19 protein-coding genes and 1 pseudogene are annotated in these 15,577 nt (G+C 30.6%); 13 read left to right on the top strand and 7 right to left on the bottom strand.

Annotated elements, in window-relative coordinates; all coding sequences use genetic code 11:
- Positions 1–4 precede the first annotated feature (4 nt).
- The 8 genes from KHA90_RS05820 (at position 5) to KHA90_RS05785 (ending at position 5,020) form a co-directional block, all read left to right on the top strand.
- Complete coding sequence (locus tag KHA90_RS05820; RefSeq protein ID WP_213296329.1) at positions 5–352, top strand: hypothetical protein; 348 nt, start codon at positions 5–7, stop codon at positions 350–352.
- A gap of 6 nt (positions 353–358) precedes the next feature.
- The gene (locus tag KHA90_RS05815; protein WP_213296327.1) at positions 359–2,215 is read left to right on the top strand and encodes a C15 family peptidase; all 1,857 of its coding nucleotides are present in this window, start codon (positions 359–361) and stop codon (positions 2,213–2,215) included.
- A gap of 2 nt (positions 2,216–2,217) precedes the next feature.
- Positions 2,218–2,682, top strand: a complete 465-nt coding sequence (locus KHA90_RS05810; RefSeq protein ID WP_213296325.1) for a hypothetical protein — start codon at positions 2,218–2,220, stop codon at positions 2,680–2,682.
- Positions 2,683–2,767: 85 nt separating this feature from the next.
- Positions 2,768–3,220, top strand: a complete 453-nt coding sequence (locus KHA90_RS05805) for a hypothetical protein (protein WP_213296323.1) — start codon at positions 2,768–2,770, stop codon at positions 3,218–3,220.
- A gap of 160 nt (positions 3,221–3,380) precedes the next feature.
- Positions 3,381–3,527 carry a hypothetical protein gene (locus KHA90_RS05800; protein WP_213296321.1) on the top strand — a complete coding sequence of 49 codons (147 nt, stop codon included), beginning with the start codon at positions 3,381–3,383 and terminating at the stop codon, positions 3,525–3,527.
- The gene (locus KHA90_RS05795) at positions 3,527–3,772 is read left to right on the top strand and encodes a hypothetical protein (protein WP_213296319.1); all 246 of its coding nucleotides are present in this window, start codon (positions 3,527–3,529) and stop codon (positions 3,770–3,772) included. The genes KHA90_RS05800 and KHA90_RS05795 overlap by 1 nt, the downstream gene beginning before the upstream one ends.
- A gap of 12 nt (positions 3,773–3,784) precedes the next feature.
- Positions 3,785–4,114, top strand: coding sequence for a hypothetical protein (locus KHA90_RS05790; protein ID WP_213296317.1), 330 nt, complete (start codon positions 3,785–3,787; stop codon positions 4,112–4,114).
- A gap of 276 nt (positions 4,115–4,390) precedes the next feature.
- The gene (locus tag KHA90_RS05785; protein ID WP_213296314.1) at positions 4,391–5,020 is read left to right on the top strand and encodes an MCP four helix bundle domain-containing protein; all 630 of its coding nucleotides are present in this window, start codon (positions 4,391–4,393) and stop codon (positions 5,018–5,020) included.
- On the opposite strand, the pseudogene KHA90_RS05780 reads toward KHA90_RS05785, so the two are convergent.
- From KHA90_RS05780 to KHA90_RS05750, 7 genes and pseudogenes are all read right to left on the bottom strand, one after another.
- Positions 5,021–5,433: pseudogene (locus tag KHA90_RS05780) on the bottom strand (DUF1348 family protein).
- 2 nt (positions 5,434–5,435) lie between these two features.
- A complete protein-coding gene (locus tag KHA90_RS05775) occupies positions 5,436–5,960 on the bottom strand; it encodes a TetR/AcrR family transcriptional regulator (RefSeq protein ID WP_213296311.1) in 525 nt (174 codons plus the stop codon).
- Between the two features lie 205 nt (positions 5,961–6,165).
- A complete protein-coding gene (locus tag KHA90_RS05770; protein ID WP_213296309.1) occupies positions 6,166–7,008 on the bottom strand; it encodes a DUF2911 domain-containing protein in 843 nt (280 codons plus the stop codon).
- Between the two features lie 71 nt (positions 7,009–7,079).
- On the bottom strand, positions 7,080–7,742 hold the full coding sequence (locus KHA90_RS05765) for an HAD family hydrolase (protein WP_213296308.1): 663 nt from the start codon (positions 7,740–7,742) through the stop codon (positions 7,080–7,082).
- A gap of 94 nt (positions 7,743–7,836) precedes the next feature.
- Complete coding sequence (locus KHA90_RS05760) at positions 7,837–8,553, bottom strand: tRNA threonylcarbamoyladenosine dehydratase (protein ID WP_213296306.1); 717 nt, start codon at positions 8,551–8,553, stop codon at positions 7,837–7,839.
- 80 nt (positions 8,554–8,633) lie between these two features.
- A complete protein-coding gene (locus KHA90_RS05755; RefSeq protein WP_213296304.1) occupies positions 8,634–9,281 on the bottom strand; it encodes a TatD family hydrolase in 648 nt (215 codons plus the stop codon).
- Positions 9,281–9,880 carry a DUF1684 domain-containing protein gene (locus tag KHA90_RS05750; RefSeq protein ID WP_213296302.1) on the bottom strand — a complete coding sequence of 200 codons (600 nt, stop codon included), beginning with the start codon at positions 9,878–9,880 and terminating at the stop codon, positions 9,281–9,283. Before KHA90_RS05750 ends, KHA90_RS05755 begins: the two co-directional genes overlap by 1 nt.
- Before the next feature lie 96 nt (positions 9,881–9,976).
- On the opposite strand from KHA90_RS05750, the gene KHA90_RS05745 reads away from it, so the two are divergent.
- From KHA90_RS05745 to KHA90_RS05730, 5 genes are all read left to right on the top strand, one after another.
- Complete coding sequence (locus KHA90_RS05745) at positions 9,977–11,194, top strand: MDR family MFS transporter (protein WP_213296300.1); 1,218 nt, start codon at positions 9,977–9,979, stop codon at positions 11,192–11,194.
- 514 nt (positions 11,195–11,708) lie between these two features.
- Positions 11,709–12,077 carry a BlaI/MecI/CopY family transcriptional regulator gene (locus KHA90_RS05740; RefSeq protein ID WP_213296297.1) on the top strand — a complete coding sequence of 123 codons (369 nt, stop codon included), beginning with the start codon at positions 11,709–11,711 and terminating at the stop codon, positions 12,075–12,077.
- A gap of 6 nt (positions 12,078–12,083) precedes the next feature.
- A complete protein-coding gene (locus tag KHA90_RS25715) occupies positions 12,084–12,383 on the top strand; it encodes a hypothetical protein (RefSeq protein WP_317197379.1) in 300 nt (99 codons plus the stop codon).
- Positions 12,344–13,660, top strand: coding sequence for a M56 family metallopeptidase (locus KHA90_RS05735; RefSeq protein WP_317197378.1), 1,317 nt, complete (start codon positions 12,344–12,346; stop codon positions 13,658–13,660). Before KHA90_RS25715 ends, KHA90_RS05735 begins: the two co-directional genes overlap by 40 nt.
- Positions 13,661–13,774: 114 nt before the next feature.
- Positions 13,775–15,559 carry a M56 family metallopeptidase gene (locus KHA90_RS05730; protein ID WP_213296295.1) on the top strand — a complete coding sequence of 595 codons (1,785 nt, stop codon included), beginning with the start codon at positions 13,775–13,777 and terminating at the stop codon, positions 15,557–15,559.
- Positions 15,560–15,577 lie beyond the last annotated feature (18 nt).

Raw genomic sequence — 15,577 nt, 5'->3', positions numbered from 1 at the left:
AGACATGATAAAAACAGTTAGCGGAGTAGATTTAATACATCAAGCAGATGGAAGCATTTGGATCTATAGAAATACAAAAAATAATGCATCTTTTATGGTCCGTAAAGATGGTGAAGTTTCTTATGATGATACTCTTGAAAATTACATGACAAGTTCACCAAAACATATCCGTATTAATTTTGAGCCTTTTGTACTAAAAAATTATGGTGATGAAATTCGAAAATCAGATGGAACGAGAATGATAATGCTACCCAAAAAAGAAATTCAGGAAATTGCCAACAAAACTTTTTATGCTGAAGGACAGTTTCATGCCATAGATTTTTTAACCTATACCATAACCGAAGAAAAATAACTAATTATGACATATAATTTAAGAGTAAAAGGAAATATAGTAACAAATGTTGGCGGTACAACGAGAATTTATGCAAAAGAGGGATTTGAAATCAATTCTAATAAATCGATTATTTATTCTGCGCCTGAATATACTTACGGAGATCCTGAAGATCCGCCAAAACGATTACATCCAAATATTGTAAGCGTACAATTTTTAGACGAAAATAATTCAGTTTTAAAACAAGAAAGCATTGCAAAATGGGGAGACATAATAGCAACCAATATTTTGTATGGCAAAAAGCTAAAAATAAAAATTGTTACCAAAGAAGTTACAGACGGAACAAAAATTGAATTTGGTGTAAAAGGAAAATCAAAAAACGACAGCCAGGAATTTTGGAGAATCGACGAACTAAAATGGAACCTGGAAATACAAAATAATACTTGCGAAACAAACCTTTTTAGTTTAAACACATTGTGGTACAGCGAAGAACATGAATATTATGACTACGACTTGCATAAAACCAAAATAAAAGCAGAGGATTTAAATACCTTTACTATAAAAGGCATTTTAAATTTCCGAACCTTTGAATTGTTAAACGAAGAAGACGAATTAAAACCAATTGCCTATTTGCGAAATTACGAAGAATTGATAGGTTTGTTTAATGCTGATAATTCTGGAGGAAAAGCATTGATTGATAACTACGAAAACAAGTTTATATCTGATAAACCTGAAGTTTTTAAAATTTCAAGAGAATTTTCGGGTTATTTAAATTTTACAGAAAATCTAACACTCAACGATATCAAAGAAAGAGTGAAAACCGATGCCAAAAAACTTTGGGATGCCGCAGTACAAGTCGTTCAAGCAGGTATTCTAGACGATAGACCGCTGTATTGGGCAAGAAACAAAATGCAGGTAAGATTAAAAAGAAATCCTATTTTTGAGAATGATATAGATTTTGAAACCAGTATTGTAAAAGATGGTTCTCAATTATACAAACTGATCCAGCTTTTTGAAGAACAAAGCCGTAATTACAATGATATCGATTTTAGTAAAGCGGCTGGTAAGAAGAAATTATTGATTACAGGATTTGACCCGTTTGTTCTGAATGATGACCGTAAAATGCCAGAAAATATACGATTTGGGAATCCTTTGCAAAGTAACCCAAGTGGTATAAATGCACTTGCATTGCATGGCAAAACAATAGGTGATTATTTTATACAAACCCTTGTTTGTCCTGCACGTTATAAAGATTTTGATGAATTTAAAGGCGGAAAAGGTATTATTGAAACCTTTATAAAGCCTTTTATACAGGAAGTAGATATGATAATTACGGTAAGCCAAGGCGGAGCATTTAGATTTGATGTCGATAGATTTCCTTGTAAAAACCGAGGAGGATTTATGGATAATATGTTTTGGGGAAAATCTAAAGATGGGTTTGACGAAACTTATTTTAAGCAACTTACAGAAGGAGAAGAGTTTTACGAAACAACATTGCCATATGCTAAGATGGTTCCTTATCAAAATAATTTATCAGATACTTTTTGGACTTATTTTAACCAGACTTTTAATCAAGACGAAACGCATGGTGATAATTTAAAAAATAAAGAAGGAATAGTTATTAGATCCTCGCTCAAAGACATTCAAAACGTAACTTCAAAATCAGGATCAGGAAGTAATTATCTATCGAATGAAATTTTTTATAGGGTTGCAAAGTTAAGAACTAAAATGAGACCTATGCTAGCTACTGGACATTTACACATACCAAGAATTCAAGAAAAACCAATTGAAAATTATGTTAGAGGAAATTCATCAACTGAAGACATAAATCCAAAAATTACTATATTAATTGAGGAGATAAAAAATATAATTTCAAAAATATAATTATGACAAAATTAAAAAATGTAATGGTAATTTGTTTTATATTTTCTTGTTTTCTTTCTTTTTCTCAGCCTTTGGATATGAGTTCAGTTGGAGTTAAAAATATAACATTAAATGGCAAAATATTGTTTTTTAAAAGAATAAACAATAAGACTTATAAACTCATCTTTGAGCAAAAGTTAATGAAAAAAAAATTTGATAGCGATATATCTATTTCTGTAAGTAAAAATGAAAAATCATCTTTTACTAATTTTGTATATAAGAAAGATACAATGAAAATCAAATTAATTTATAATCAGTACAAGGAAATGGAACTATCTATAATTGAACTACAATTCAAAAAAGGGGTATTTTTAATTGATATACTTGAATGTGCAAAAAAATTAAAAATTAAAAATTATGCCTTAGTTGAAATTAGAAACTTTCCTTGCGATTGTATGAATTATAGAAAAGAGGAAGAAGAAAAGTAAATAGATTCCCTTGTAAAACTGAGAAGGTTTTGGGGACAATATGTTTTGGGAAAAATCTAAAGATTACTAAAATCTAATTAATATTATGAGAGCAATAAAAATCATATTATTCTTTTTCTTTTGCTTTTCAAATTCTTTTGCTCAGCCTGGAATTAAAGAGCATACCACTTTAAACATTCAAGATATGTATATAAATGGTAGACAAATATTCAAAAAAGGAGATGCTTCAATTCAGAATAATATGATTTATCTAAAAAACAAAAAAGGAGAAAAGGATGTATGGACCAAAACTGTAAGTGAAATAGGTAGTGAATTTGACTGTTTCATTTACAAAAAGGATACCATGCGAGTGAAAATCATCCTACCTAAATATTATAGATTGGAATATATTAGAATAAAAAAATTCCATTTTGTCAAAGGAAATTTTTCTATTGACTTACTTGAATACATAAAAAAAAACAGAAAAAATGGCTGTTTTATAATCAATAACTTCCCAGAAGATTGCATTGCATATAAAAAAGAGGAAGACAAAAACTAAATTAATAATGTTACTAAAAAAGATGAAATAGATTATTATACTAATGATGATTATGCTAAAAAGCAAATAGCTATTTTGGATAATTTTCCGACAGAAAAAGTTTATTCTGGTCCAAGGAGGTAATTATTTGTCAAATGAAATATTTTATCGTGTTGCAAAAATGAGAAAGGAAATAAGACCTATACTAAAAACAGGACATTTTCATGTTTCTATGATACAACCAAAAGGTGATTTAAATTCATCTGATGCCCAAGAACTTTTAGATATTGTATCACAAACTTTGAAAGAAGGTTTTAAAATTCTATAATGATGAAAAAGTTTAGTTATTTGTTTATTTATTTATTTATTATACAAGTATGTAATGCACAAAAATCAGATACAGTTGATATTAAAAGGAAAAATTTATTAGTATTCAATTTATTGAATGATGATATGAAGCTGTCACTTAGAGAAAGTATTTATTCTAAAAATAAAGCAATAGTAATTTCTACCATTTGGGCAAATGAGGATATGGGAACAGGTTTTTTTGTAAGAAAATTTACATTTATATGAAAAAACGATACGATGAATTTAGTATGTAATTACTGTGGAAGAGCAGGGCATAATTATTATTTCAAAAAATTGAAATTCCAAAAAGGATATTATGAAATTAATTATAATTACTCAAAAAAATACAATGAGAACGAAAAACGATATGAAAATGATATAAAATACGTTTTAGGTAATCAAATTAAAACACCTAAAAAAGTTCAAAATGTTTTATTTAAGAATGCGTTTATTGAATCTACTGGAAATCCAACAACATCTTCTATAGATACCTACTTCAAAGATTTAAAATTCATTGAAGTAGATTTATCCGACACAAGAAATGTAAAGTTGAAACGACTTGATTAGAAGTAGTTTTCTCAAAAAGATATTGATTTTGAAACCAGTATTGTAAAAGATGGTTCTGAATTATACAAACTGATCCAGCTTTTTGAAGAACAAAGCCGAAATTATAATGGTATATATTTTAGTAAAGCAGTTGGTAAGAAAAAATTATTGATAACAGGTTTTGCCCCGTTTGTCCCTGGGAATTGACAAAAATCTCAAAACCAATTATTTTATTCTACTCCAAAAACTATATCTTTGAGAAACTAACTGTTTGTAAACCAACAAAAAAGCTTCACTATGAAAGATTTAAAAAAATACAGCAATAAAACCAAAGCTGCTTTTATTTTACTTATTGTGATGCTTATCATTTTGTTGGGGAATTTTAATACGCTACAAAATTCAAAAAATGTCAACGAAAATATTAATGCAATTTATAAAGACCGACTGGTCGTTGCGCATTATATTTTTCAATATTCTAAACAACTTCATTTTATAAAAGCAGAAGCCGAAAAACTGGATTTAAGCGATACTATTAAAAAAAATGAAATAATTCACACTTTAAATATTATTCATGATATTGATAATTTGTATGCCAAAACAGTTTTGACCAATAAGGAAAAACAATATTTTGATGCTTTTTTAAATTCATGTAAAGAGATCAACAAACAGGTTTCAAACAAAAATTGGAATAAAATTGCCGTTTCAAGCAATGAAGCAATCAAAACCCTGGAAGCATTATCTCAAATTCAGATTCAGGAAGGAAAAGCAAAATTAGCCAGCGCCAATACTATGTATAACAAAAATAATAGTCTGGGACAATTGCAAATTGCTTTGCTTATCATTTTAGGCGGAATCACTTTTTATTTGCTGATTGTCAAGAAAATAAAACGAAGCATTAAAATTCCGGAACCGCCAAGTTTGAATTAATTATTTCAGTTTTCTGTCTTCCTCGTTTATGGCAAGATCGTTTATGCTGGCAAATCTTTTTTGCATTAAACCATTAGCGTCAAATTCCCAATTTTCGTTTCCGTATGCTCTGAACCAATTTCCGTTAAGGTCCTGATATTCATATTCAAACCTGACTGCAATTCTATTTTCGGTATGTGCCCAATATTCTTTTTTCAGTTTGTAGTTTTGTTCTTTCTGCCATTTTTTAGTCAAAAAACGCACTATTTCTTCCCTCCCATTTACAAATTGATCTCGGTTTCGCCATTCGCTGTCAATTGTATAAGCTTTTGAAATTCGTTCCGGATCCTGACTGTTCCAGGCGTCTTCTGCTAATTGAATTTTTTCTATTGCTGTTTCATACGTGAAGGTGGCAACGGTAGTTTTTGTTCCATTTTTATGAAATTAAAGTTTGAATTATTTTTTTGGATTGCTCAATGAGTTCATTTGATTTGAATAACTGACTTTCTATAATACAGCTTTCAAAAAGTAAATAAACATGATCTGCGATAAGATCATTGGCTATAATATTTTTGAAATAATTACGTAAATCAGTTTTATGACTTTGAATTACAGCAAGAATTTTTACATTATCCGAAGGAATTTCAGAGAGAATATTCAAAAAACTACAACCTCTGAAATTTTCATTCTGATTCATAAAAATCAAAAAGTCAAAAGAAGCCACAACCTTAGATTTTAAATCTTTTTCCTTTAATGTAAACTTCTCTAATGCATTAAACCATAAATCATGACGTTCGTTTAAAAAAGCAACACATAAATCTTCTTTCGATTTAAAATGCTGATAAAAACTAGCTTTTGCCACTTTTGCTTCTTCAATGATTTGGTTAATACCTGTGGCATTATATCCTTGTTTATGGAATAAAACTGAAACTGTTTCTAAAATTCGTTCTTTGGGGAGCATGCTGAAAAATGTTTAGAATGCAAATGTAATAATTATTTCAAAACAAACAGACAAGTCTGTCTATTTATTATTCGAATGAAATAAATTTTGTCATTTTCTACCGAAGCGAGAAATCACAAAATGAAAAAATTCCAAATTCCAAAACTATACAAGCTTTGGAATTTGGAATTTAAAAAAGTTTGGAATTTAACAATTCAACGAATTATTATCTGCTCCATTCAGCAATACTATCTTTATTTAGTTTTACGTAATCCTGGTTATTAGCTGCTTCTGCGGCTGCAAGTGAAGCTTTTGCAGTTTCAACCGCTCCTTTTTTGTCTCCTTGTTTTGCTTGGATTTGTGCTTTTAATCTTAAAATAAAATAAGGTTTTTCAGCACTCATATCTAGCGATTTATCTACATAAGTTCTGGCAGTTTCAATATTTGCGTTTGATTGAAATAAGTATGTAGCTGCAGAAAAGTAATCAGTAGAAGTTGGTCCAGCCAAAGTTTTTTCGATACTTGAAACTGCAACTTTAGCAGTTGGAACTTCAAATTTCAATGATACGTGAGAGTTTTCCCAAGCCATTTCAAGGTATCCAAAATTTGGATCTAAACCATTAATACCAATTGTAAAAGTCTCAACCGGAGTTGGTAATGCATCTTCTTTCACAGTAGTTCTTAAAGCAACATAAGCTTCATTCCATGTTTCAGGTAATCCCCAATTGTCTGTAGAAAGATAAAATATAACTTCCCAGCTTTCGATTTTAGGAATGGTGTAAATTGAATATTTTCCTTTTTTCAATGTTTTACCGTCAATTACAACATCATCACTAAAATTAATGATTGTGTTTTCGTTAGCTCCGGTTCTCCATAATTTACCAAACGGAACTAAATTTCCAAATACCGCTCTGCCTCTTGCTCCCGGTCTTGAATACGTAACTTCAACATCAGTTAATCCTACTGTTTGTTTAATATATCCTTTAGGACTGGCCTGTGGTGTTTTTATTTGTGCTTCTGTAGCAAAAGGAGCCAAAATGATGGCTAATGCAATAAGTAGTTTTTTCATTTTTTGAGTTTATTTTGTTTTGTTCAAATTTACAAATTCAATTAGCGAACAAATGTTAAATTTTCTATAATTCAGCCCTTTAGCTGTGATATTTTTTGAGCATCTAACTCATTAAACTCATTGATAATAATATCAGCATCTGATAAATCTTGTGATTTTGAATGGTGACTATTATATCCTACACAATAAATTCCTGCTGCTTTTGCCGCCCTTACACCATTTGTGCTGTCTTCAATTATAATGCAATCATCTTTTGGAGCAATGGATAAAGAAGCTGCATGAACAAAAATTGCCGGATTAGGTTTTGACTGCGGAAAATCTTCTCCACTAACTACGTCTGTAAAATATTGATGCAGATTGAACCTTGTGAAAACGCGTTCGATTGTAACTTTTGAAGCCGATGAAGCTAAAATCAATTGTATTCCGTTAGCATACAAATCTTTAATTAAATCCTCTACGCCTTCTAATAAATACAAATCTTGTTTGGTGTCAAAGGCGTCATTAAAAATGCTTCGTTTTCTCTGAATCAAATCTTCTACTTCATGCTCTATAGCTGGAAAAAATCCTTTCAAAGTCTGAAATGTATTTCGAGTCGAAAATCCGGTGAACGAAGTGTACATTTCTTCGGTCACGTCGATATTTAATTCTGTGAATTGTTTGTAATACGCATAACGGTGAACTGGTTCCGTGTCTACAATTACACCATCCATGTCAAAAATTACTGTTTTAATCATTTTTTTTAAGTTACTAAGGTTCTGAGTTGCTAAGTTGCTAAGTTTTTCAGCTACACCTTAGTAACTTAGAAGCTTAGCAACTTAGTAACTCTATTTATTCTTTTTTCAACAAATGTCTAATAACGGTTTCGGCTACATATAAACCAAATAATCCGGGCATATAGCTATTTGTTCCGTAGAAAGATTTTTTATAGTTTTTCCCATCGGTTAATTTTAAGCTTTTTTCATCTTGAATTTCAGAAGAGAAAACAACTTTTAATTTATTGATTTTTTCTGCTTTTAAGCGTTTTCTGATGGCTTTAGAAAAGTAACAATTTATGGTTTTAGAAATATCAGTTACTTTTACTTTTGATGCTAACATTTTTCCGCCAGCGCCCATACTGCTTATAATTTTTACTCTTTTGCGTTTTGCTCCAATGATTAAATTCAGCTTTGGCGTAATACTGTCAATGCAATCTAAAACATAGTCAAACTCTGGAGAAACGATCTCAAAAGCTCTTTCCGGAGATAAAAATTCCTGAACACGGGTTAGTTTCAATTCTGGATTAATGTCCATTAAACGATCGCCTACAATTGTAATTTTAGGTTGTCCTACGGTTGAATGTAAGGCTGGTAATTGTCTGTTAATGTTTGTAATATCCACAACATCACCATCTACAATTGTCATACTTCCTACTCCGGCTCTCGCTAAAAATTCAGCTGCAAATGATCCAACTCCTCCTAAACCCACTATTAAAACGTGAGAGTTTTGTAAGTTGTGCAATCCTTCTTTTGTAAATAAAAGCTCGGCTCTTTCTGTCCACTCTGCCATTCTATTTTTGTTTTTTTAGTTTTTTAATTTTTTGTTTCAAGTTTCATGTTTAAAGTTTAAAGTTTGCTTTCCTTAAACTTTTACTTCTCAAATACAGTTTTAAAATTACTTGAGATAACGTCTTGTAATTCTTTAATTGTTATATTTTTATATTCTGATGCTAAATTGTAAACCTGTTCAATTCTTTCGTCGATTGTGTCGGTTTCAAGAAAAAATCGATCGTTTGGAATACTTTGAAACACGGTTTTTAAATCCGGATTTCTAAGTAAATATTTCCCTAAGGAAAGATAAAATCCTGCCGAAATAAGTTGATTGGCTAATTGTCCGTTTTTTGAAAAACCATGAATAATCATTGGAACTGAAATCTTTAATTTTTTCCTGATTTCGGTTATTTCCTGAAAAGCAGCGACGCAATGTATGATAACGGGCTTTTTATATTTTTCGGCCAAAGCCAATTGCTTTTCAAAAACTATAATTTGCTGATCTAACGGAATCTCGATTCGTTTGTCTAAACCACATTCGCCAATTGCCAGACAATTTTTGGTTTGTAATTTTTCTTCTATAATTTTCAAATCTTCATCAATTTGATCTTCCTTAATATACCACGGATGAATTCCGACAGAATAAAACGGAATTGCAGCATCAAGTTCCTGAGGATATTGATTTACCAATTCCAAAATATTAGATTGACCGGTAAATTGATGTGTATGACAATTAAAGAATTCCATTAATGAAACGTTTTAACTCCTGCTTTAATGGCTACATTCAAATCATTTTCTAACGGAACAAGCGGACAAGAATACTTATGATTATAAGCACAATACGGATTATATGCCTGATTAAAATCTACTGCAATTGTATTGCCTTTTGGAATTTTTAAATCAATATATCTTCCGCCAATATAACTTTCTTTACCGGAAGTCAAATCCGAAAATGGCAAAAACAAATGATCTTTATATTCCTTTTTCTTAGAGAGTTCTATATTTCTGTACACATTCAGTTGAAGCGCAACGCCATCAATTGTAAAATATAAAGTTCCGTATTTAATATATTGTGGAGTTCTTGTTCCTGTAGTTTTCATTTCGAAAATTTTCTCATTTTCGGCTTTTTCAAATTTTGCATTCACAAAATATTTACCATTTATGGGATAAAAATCTAAAGTTTTAAACGTTTTTAAATCTTCTTCCATCAACGGACTTGTCTTTGCGTCAGCATATTCTGAATTTATTTGCTTTTGAAATTTTTCAGCTTTCTTCTGATCAAATTTATTTTGTCCAAAACAGAAATTAACGAGCAGTAATACTAAAAAAGGAATACTATTTTTCATCTTTTAAATTTTAGCAAAAATAGTTTAAAAGTAACAAAGCAGCAACCGCTGATACGTACAAAGTTTCCTAACTTTGTGGCAAATAATTTTTTTATAATGCTCAGAACTGCTTTTAGTCACTACATCAATAATTTTAAAGGATTTTCACGAGAAATTTGGATACTTACAATTGTTACCTTTATCAATCGTGCCGGAACAATGGTGCTTCCGTTTTTATCAAAATATTTAAAAGAAGATCTTCATTTTACTTATAATCAGGTAGGTTGGATTATGGTTGCGTTTGGTTTAGGCTCAATGTTGGGTTCCTGGTTAGGCGGAAAATTATCTGATAAAATTGGGTTTTATAAAATCATGATTTTTAGTTTATTCACAAGTGGTGTTTCGTTATTCTTTGTACAATATATTACTACTTTCTGGGCGCTTTGTATTGCGATGTTTATTTTAATGACCATTGCAGATATGTTCAGACCTGCTATGTTTGTTTCGCTTGGCGCTTATGCCAAACCCGAAAACAGAACTCGTGCCCTAACTTTAGTACGTTTAGCGGTGAATTTAGGTTTTGCTGCCGGACCAGCTTTGGGTGGTTTAATTATTATGGGAATTGGATATTCAGGTTTATTCTGGGTCGATGGCGCTTCATGTATTATTTCAATTTCGATTTTTGCGCTATTGGTTAAGGAAAAGAAAAAGACAGAACATGGTGATAAAATGGAAAGTGGTACAATTGTAAAATCGGTTTTTCATGATAAAATCTTTTGGATTTTCTTGTTTGTGAGTTTTGTAACGGCTATGATTTTCTTTCAGCTTTTTACAACTCTTCCTTTATATCACAGCGAAAAATTTGGTTTAAGTGAATTTCAGACTGGTTTATTAATGACTTTAAACGGACTTTTGATTTTTGCTTTAGAAATGCCAACTGTTGGTTTTATGGAAAGAAAAGGCTTTCCGAAAATAAGAATTATTCTTCTTGGGTCGTTTATAATGTCGCTGAGCTTCTTTTTATTGCTGATTAATGTTTGGGCAGGAATATTAGTTATAAGTATGATTTGTATTTCGCTTGGAGAAATTCTGGCGTTTCCTTTTTCGAATGCTTTTGCAATGAGTCGCGCTCCACGTGGTCAGGAAGGTCGCTATATGGCGCTTTATACGATGAGTTTTAGTCTCGCTCATATTATCAGTTCAAAAGTGGGATTCGAAATAATTTCCCGTTTAGGCTATCAGCTCAATTGGCTTTTTATGGCTTGTATTGGTGTAATTGCTACGCTTTGTTGTTTTTGGATTAGAAAAGCTTTACTGGCGGAGAAAATTTCTTAAAATCTTCCTGATTTAATTAGAAGTTATTTATTTTTAAACACTTAGTGATTTTACCGCAAAGTGTACAAAGTTTTTTTCAATGCTTGGTTTTATAAAACACAAAGTTCACAAAGCTGTATGTTTGTTTAATGCCAAAAAAAAATATAAATTTCAAATACTTAACTAATTTTTACCACAGAGCACGCAAAGTTATTTAATGCGTGGTTTTATAAAATACAGAGTTCATAAAGCTTTATCAATACAAAGCTTTGTGAACTCTGCGTTTGTCAACACTATTACTTATAAAAAACTTTGTGGGCTCTGTGGTAAAATTTCTTTATTCTTATTTCATTTTACTTATAAAAAAAACTTCAGGCGCTTTGCAGTAATTTTTTTTCCCATCCCAACAGTACAATAAAAACCCTTATTTACCTACGTTTAAAAAGTAATCAAACGTATTTTTTAGTTAAATAACTATATTTATAGTTGCGTAACTAGAAAAATAGTTGTAGGTTTGAATTAAAATTAGAAAAACATGCAAAAGCTAACGAACAAAGAAGAGGAAATCATGCACATTTTATGGAAGCTTAAAAAAGCATTCGTAAAAGAGGTTCAGGCAGAAATTACTGAGGATCAACCGCATTACAATACATTATCTACCATTGTGCGCAATCTTGAGGAGAAAGGTTTTGTGGCTCACAATGCTTTTGGAAACACGCATCAATATTATCCAATTATTACTTTAGAAGCCTACAGCAAAAAATATATGAATACTGCGATTGACAACTATTTTAATAGTTCATATAAAAATATGGTTTCGTTTTTTGCTAAAGAAGAAAAAATTTCGGCAGCAGAATTACGTGAAATCCTTGCCATGATTGAAACGCCACAAGAAGAAAAATAATCGGTTATGGAAGCACTTTTTACATTTATGATTAAATCAGGCGCATTACTGCTGTTATTTTATTGTGCTTATTATTTTTTATTGCGGAAAGAAACTTTTTTCAAGAACAACAGATGGTTTTTATTAGCAGGTTTGTTTACATCGGTTATTTTGCCTTTGATTGTTTTTACAAAAGTTGTTTTGGTTGATGCTGATCCAATTGCAAATGTGAATAATAATCAAATTAATACGCTTGATACTATTTCGGATAACGCTTTTAATATCAATTGGAATCTGATTTCGCACTTTATAGTCTTGGTTTCTTAGCTCTTTTGATAAAATTTGCTGTCGATTTTTACAGTTTAAATTCGGTTTTAAAAGGTGAAAAAATACAACAACAAGCTGATTTTAAATTTATAGATGTTAACGAAAGTATTGCTCCTTTCTCCTATTTTGATTATATCGTTTACAACTCATCAATGTTTACGGCATCAGAATTAGAGAGTATTATTGAACATGAAAAAGTGCATAGTGAACAAAACCATACTATCGATGTTTTGGTTTCAAGAGTATTTTGTGTACTGTTTTGGTTCAATCCAATAATGTGGCTGTACAAAAAAGCGATATTGCAAAATCTTGAATTCATTGCTGATAGTGAAGCTGCTCAAAAAATATCCGACAAAAAAGCCTATCAATACACGCTTTTAAAATTAACAACACATGAAAATTGTGTTGCAATCACCAATCATTTTTATCAATCATTAATCAAAAAACGAATCATTATGTTAAACAAAAATCAATCAAAAAAGAGAAATTTATGGAAATTTTGCTTTGTAATTCCAGCACTTGTTGCGTTTGTACTTTTATTTCAAATTAAAATAGAAGCAAAAGAAAAACAGCAGGCTTTAAAAGAACTTTCAGGCGAAATAAAATCTGTTGATGTTTATAAAATTGATAAAAATTCTACAGATTCAGAATTAGAAAAAATTAAAGAGAAATTAAAGGAACTTCATAATATTGACTTTAAAACTTCTGAAATAAAAAGAAACGTTGAAAACGATTTAGTTTCAATTAAAATCGAGATCAGAAATGGAAATCAGCAAACTCAATCTATTCAAACAGGAGGAATTCAAACTATCAAAGATTTTGGAATAATTGTTACAACTGACAAAAACGGCAGTAAAAAAGTTGGTATTCAAACTGCTGATGAAACAAGTAAAGATTCAAAAATAACCACAGGAAAAAAACAAAAAACTAAACTACAAACCAATGATAACAATAATTCTATTATTAGTACAAAAACTAACAGTAATTCTGGCGCAAATACTGAAACTACTATAACAACAGACTCAGATAATCATACTACAAAAATTACGACAAGCAACGGAGGTTCTCAAATTATCATTTCAAATTCCGGTAAAAATGATTCTAACGGAAAAAAACTTGTAATTATCGACGGAGTTGAAATGCCTTCAACTTTTAACTTTGAGGACTATAAATATGGTGATATAAAAACCATGAATGTTTTAAAAGGAGAAATGGCAACGGCTAAATATGGCGATAAAGGAAAAAATGGGGTTATTGTAATTGAAACACATAAATAAGATTTTATTTTAATTATAAACACAAACCTAACAAATAAAAAGAAGAAATTTCGGCAGCTTAATTACGCAGAATACTGACTCTGATTGAAACTCAAAAAGAAAAAAATAATTATTATGGAAGCACTTTTTATTTTTATCGCAAAATCAAGCGGACTGTTAGTATTGTTTTACTGCGCGTATTATTTTTTGTTGCGCAAGGAAACTTTTTTCAATAGCAGCCGATGGTTTTTATTGGCTGGTTTGGTTACCTCTATAATTTTACCTTTTTTAGTTTATACTCAAATTGTCTGGATTGAGCCCGCTCCTGTTCAACCCATGGTTACAAATACAATTTCGGCTTTAAATTACGCTCAGGTTTCATCGCAAAAAATTGAAAAAGAAACTTTTGAAATTAACTGGAACTATATTCTACTTGCTATTTACGGTATTGGTTTTCTGGCTTTACTTATAAAATTTGCAATTGACTTTTATAGTTTGAGTTCGGTTTTAAAAGGTAAAGAAGTAAAACAACAAGCAGATTTCAAATTTGTGGATATTAAGGAAAACATTGCTCCATTTTCTTATTTTGATTATATCGTTTACAACTCATCAATGTTTACGGCATCAGAATTAGAGAATATTATTGAGCACGAAAAAGTACACAGCGACCAGAATCATACTTTAGATGTATTGATTTCGAGAGTCTTTTGTGTGTTGTTTTGGTTCAATCCAATTATTTGGCTGTACAAAAAAGCGATTCTTCAAAATCTTGAATTTATTGCAGATAACGAAGCGGCTAAAAAAATATCTGATAAAAAGGCGTATCAGTACACGCTTTTAAAAATAACAACACACGAGAGTTGTGTTGCAATCACCAATCATTTTTATCAATCATTAATCAAAAAACGAATTGTCATGTTAAACAAAAATCAATCAAAAAAACGAAATTATCTAAAGTATTACGCCATAATTCCGGCACTTGTAGCATTTGTATTTTTATTTCAGATTAAAACAATCGCACAGGAAAAAGAGCGAAAAGAACAAAATGATATTAAAGAAGTTACGGGGAAAAAAGATCCTGTTTTTGTGTTCAAAATCCACAAGAACACTACAGATCAGGAATTAAAAGAAATGGCTGAAAAGCTAAAGAAAAATCATGATATTGATGTTGTAATATCTGATGTAAAAAGAAATGCCAAAAAGGAATTAACCGCTATTAAGGTTGATATTCAAAAAGGTACGGGAGAAGCTCAAAGCATGCAGGTGGAAGGTGATGAAGCTATCAAAACTTGTGGTATTGTGGTAACATTAGAAAATAATGGTTCTAAAAAAATTGGTTTGACAACTGATGGGGCAATTGATAAACCAATGGTTATTGGGAATCGCGTAGTAGAAGTTCGCGAAACAAATGTTGCTGATATTAATACTGGAAATTTAACGCCTCCTACTCCACCAATTCCTCCGGTTTTTCCTACCGGACCAATGCCTCAGGCACCGCCTGTTGATATGTCAAAAATGCCAAAACCTCCTGTGGCACCTGCAGATCATAAAGATAAGGTAGCAATGGCTAAATTTGAAAAGGAAATAGCTGAATTTGAAAAAAAGATGGAAGCTTTTGAGCCCGATATGTCGGCATTTGAAAAACAAGTAGATGAAATCATGTCTCAAAGAGAAGCCATTTTCGAAAAAGAAATGGCAAAGTATGAAATTGCAATGGAGAAGTTTAATGTCGACATGGACAAATTTACTCAGGAAGTAGAACAAAAATACGGCAAAGATTCTAAATTGTACGAAGTCAATATGAAGCAGTATGATAAGGATATGAGACAATATGAAATAGAAATGAAGCACCACGAAAAAGAGATGAAGCAACACGAAAAGGAATTAAAGAAAATGGAAAAAGAAAGTAGAAAATCTTAAGTAAGAGACTTAATTATA

Origin of the sequence: Flavobacterium psychroterrae (genome assembly GCF_018380615.1) — a bacterium.
Taxonomy (GTDB): Bacteria; Bacteroidota; Bacteroidia; order Flavobacteriales; family Flavobacteriaceae; genus Flavobacterium; species Flavobacterium psychroterrae.
This window is presented reverse-complemented; position numbering and strand designations above follow the sequence as displayed.

Bases quoted from the DNA above. Each gene is read 5' to 3' on its own strand.
- KHA90_RS05820 (WP_213296329.1), top strand. From the start codon at position 5: ATGATAAAAACAGTTAGCGGAGTAGATTTAATACATCAAGCAGATGGA.
- KHA90_RS05815 (WP_213296327.1), top strand. From the start codon at position 359: ATGACATATAATTTAAGAGTAAAAGGAAATATAGTAACAAATGTTGGC.
- KHA90_RS05810 (WP_213296325.1), top strand. From the start codon at position 2,218: ATGACAAAATTAAAAAATGTAATGGTAATTTGTTTTATATTTTCTTGT.
- KHA90_RS05805 (WP_213296323.1), top strand. From the start codon at position 2,768: ATGAGAGCAATAAAAATCATATTATTCTTTTTCTTTTGCTTTTCAAAT.
- KHA90_RS05800 (WP_213296321.1), top strand. From the start codon at position 3,381: ATGAGAAAGGAAATAAGACCTATACTAAAAACAGGACATTTTCATGTT.
- KHA90_RS05795 (WP_213296319.1), top strand. From the start codon at position 3,527: ATGATGAAAAAGTTTAGTTATTTGTTTATTTATTTATTTATTATACAA.
- KHA90_RS05790 (WP_213296317.1), top strand. From the start codon at position 3,785: ATGAATTTAGTATGTAATTACTGTGGAAGAGCAGGGCATAATTATTAT.
- KHA90_RS05785 (WP_213296314.1), top strand. From the start codon at position 4,391: ATGAAAGATTTAAAAAAATACAGCAATAAAACCAAAGCTGCTTTTATT.
- KHA90_RS05775 (WP_213296311.1), bottom strand. From the start codon at position 5,960: ATGCTCCCCAAAGAACGAATTTTAGAAACAGTTTCAGTTTTATTCCAT.
- KHA90_RS05770 (WP_213296309.1), bottom strand. From the start codon at position 7,008: ATGAAAAAACTACTTATTGCATTAGCCATCATTTTGGCTCCTTTTGCT.
- KHA90_RS05765 (WP_213296308.1), bottom strand. From the start codon at position 7,742: ATGATTAAAACAGTAATTTTTGACATGGATGGTGTAATTGTAGACACG.
- KHA90_RS05760 (WP_213296306.1), bottom strand. From the start codon at position 8,553: ATGGCAGAGTGGACAGAAAGAGCCGAGCTTTTATTTACAAAAGAAGGA.
- KHA90_RS05755 (WP_213296304.1), bottom strand. From the start codon at position 9,281: ATGGAATTCTTTAATTGTCATACACATCAATTTACCGGTCAATCTAAT.
- KHA90_RS05750 (WP_213296302.1), bottom strand. From the start codon at position 9,880: ATGAAAAATAGTATTCCTTTTTTAGTATTACTGCTCGTTAATTTCTGT.
- KHA90_RS05745 (WP_213296300.1), top strand. From the start codon at position 9,977: ATGCTCAGAACTGCTTTTAGTCACTACATCAATAATTTTAAAGGATTT.
- KHA90_RS05740 (WP_213296297.1), top strand. From the start codon at position 11,709: ATGCAAAAGCTAACGAACAAAGAAGAGGAAATCATGCACATTTTATGG.
- KHA90_RS25715 (WP_317197379.1), top strand. From the start codon at position 12,084: ATGGAAGCACTTTTTACATTTATGATTAAATCAGGCGCATTACTGCTG.
- KHA90_RS05730 (WP_213296295.1), top strand. From the start codon at position 13,775: ATGGAAGCACTTTTTATTTTTATCGCAAAATCAAGCGGACTGTTAGTA.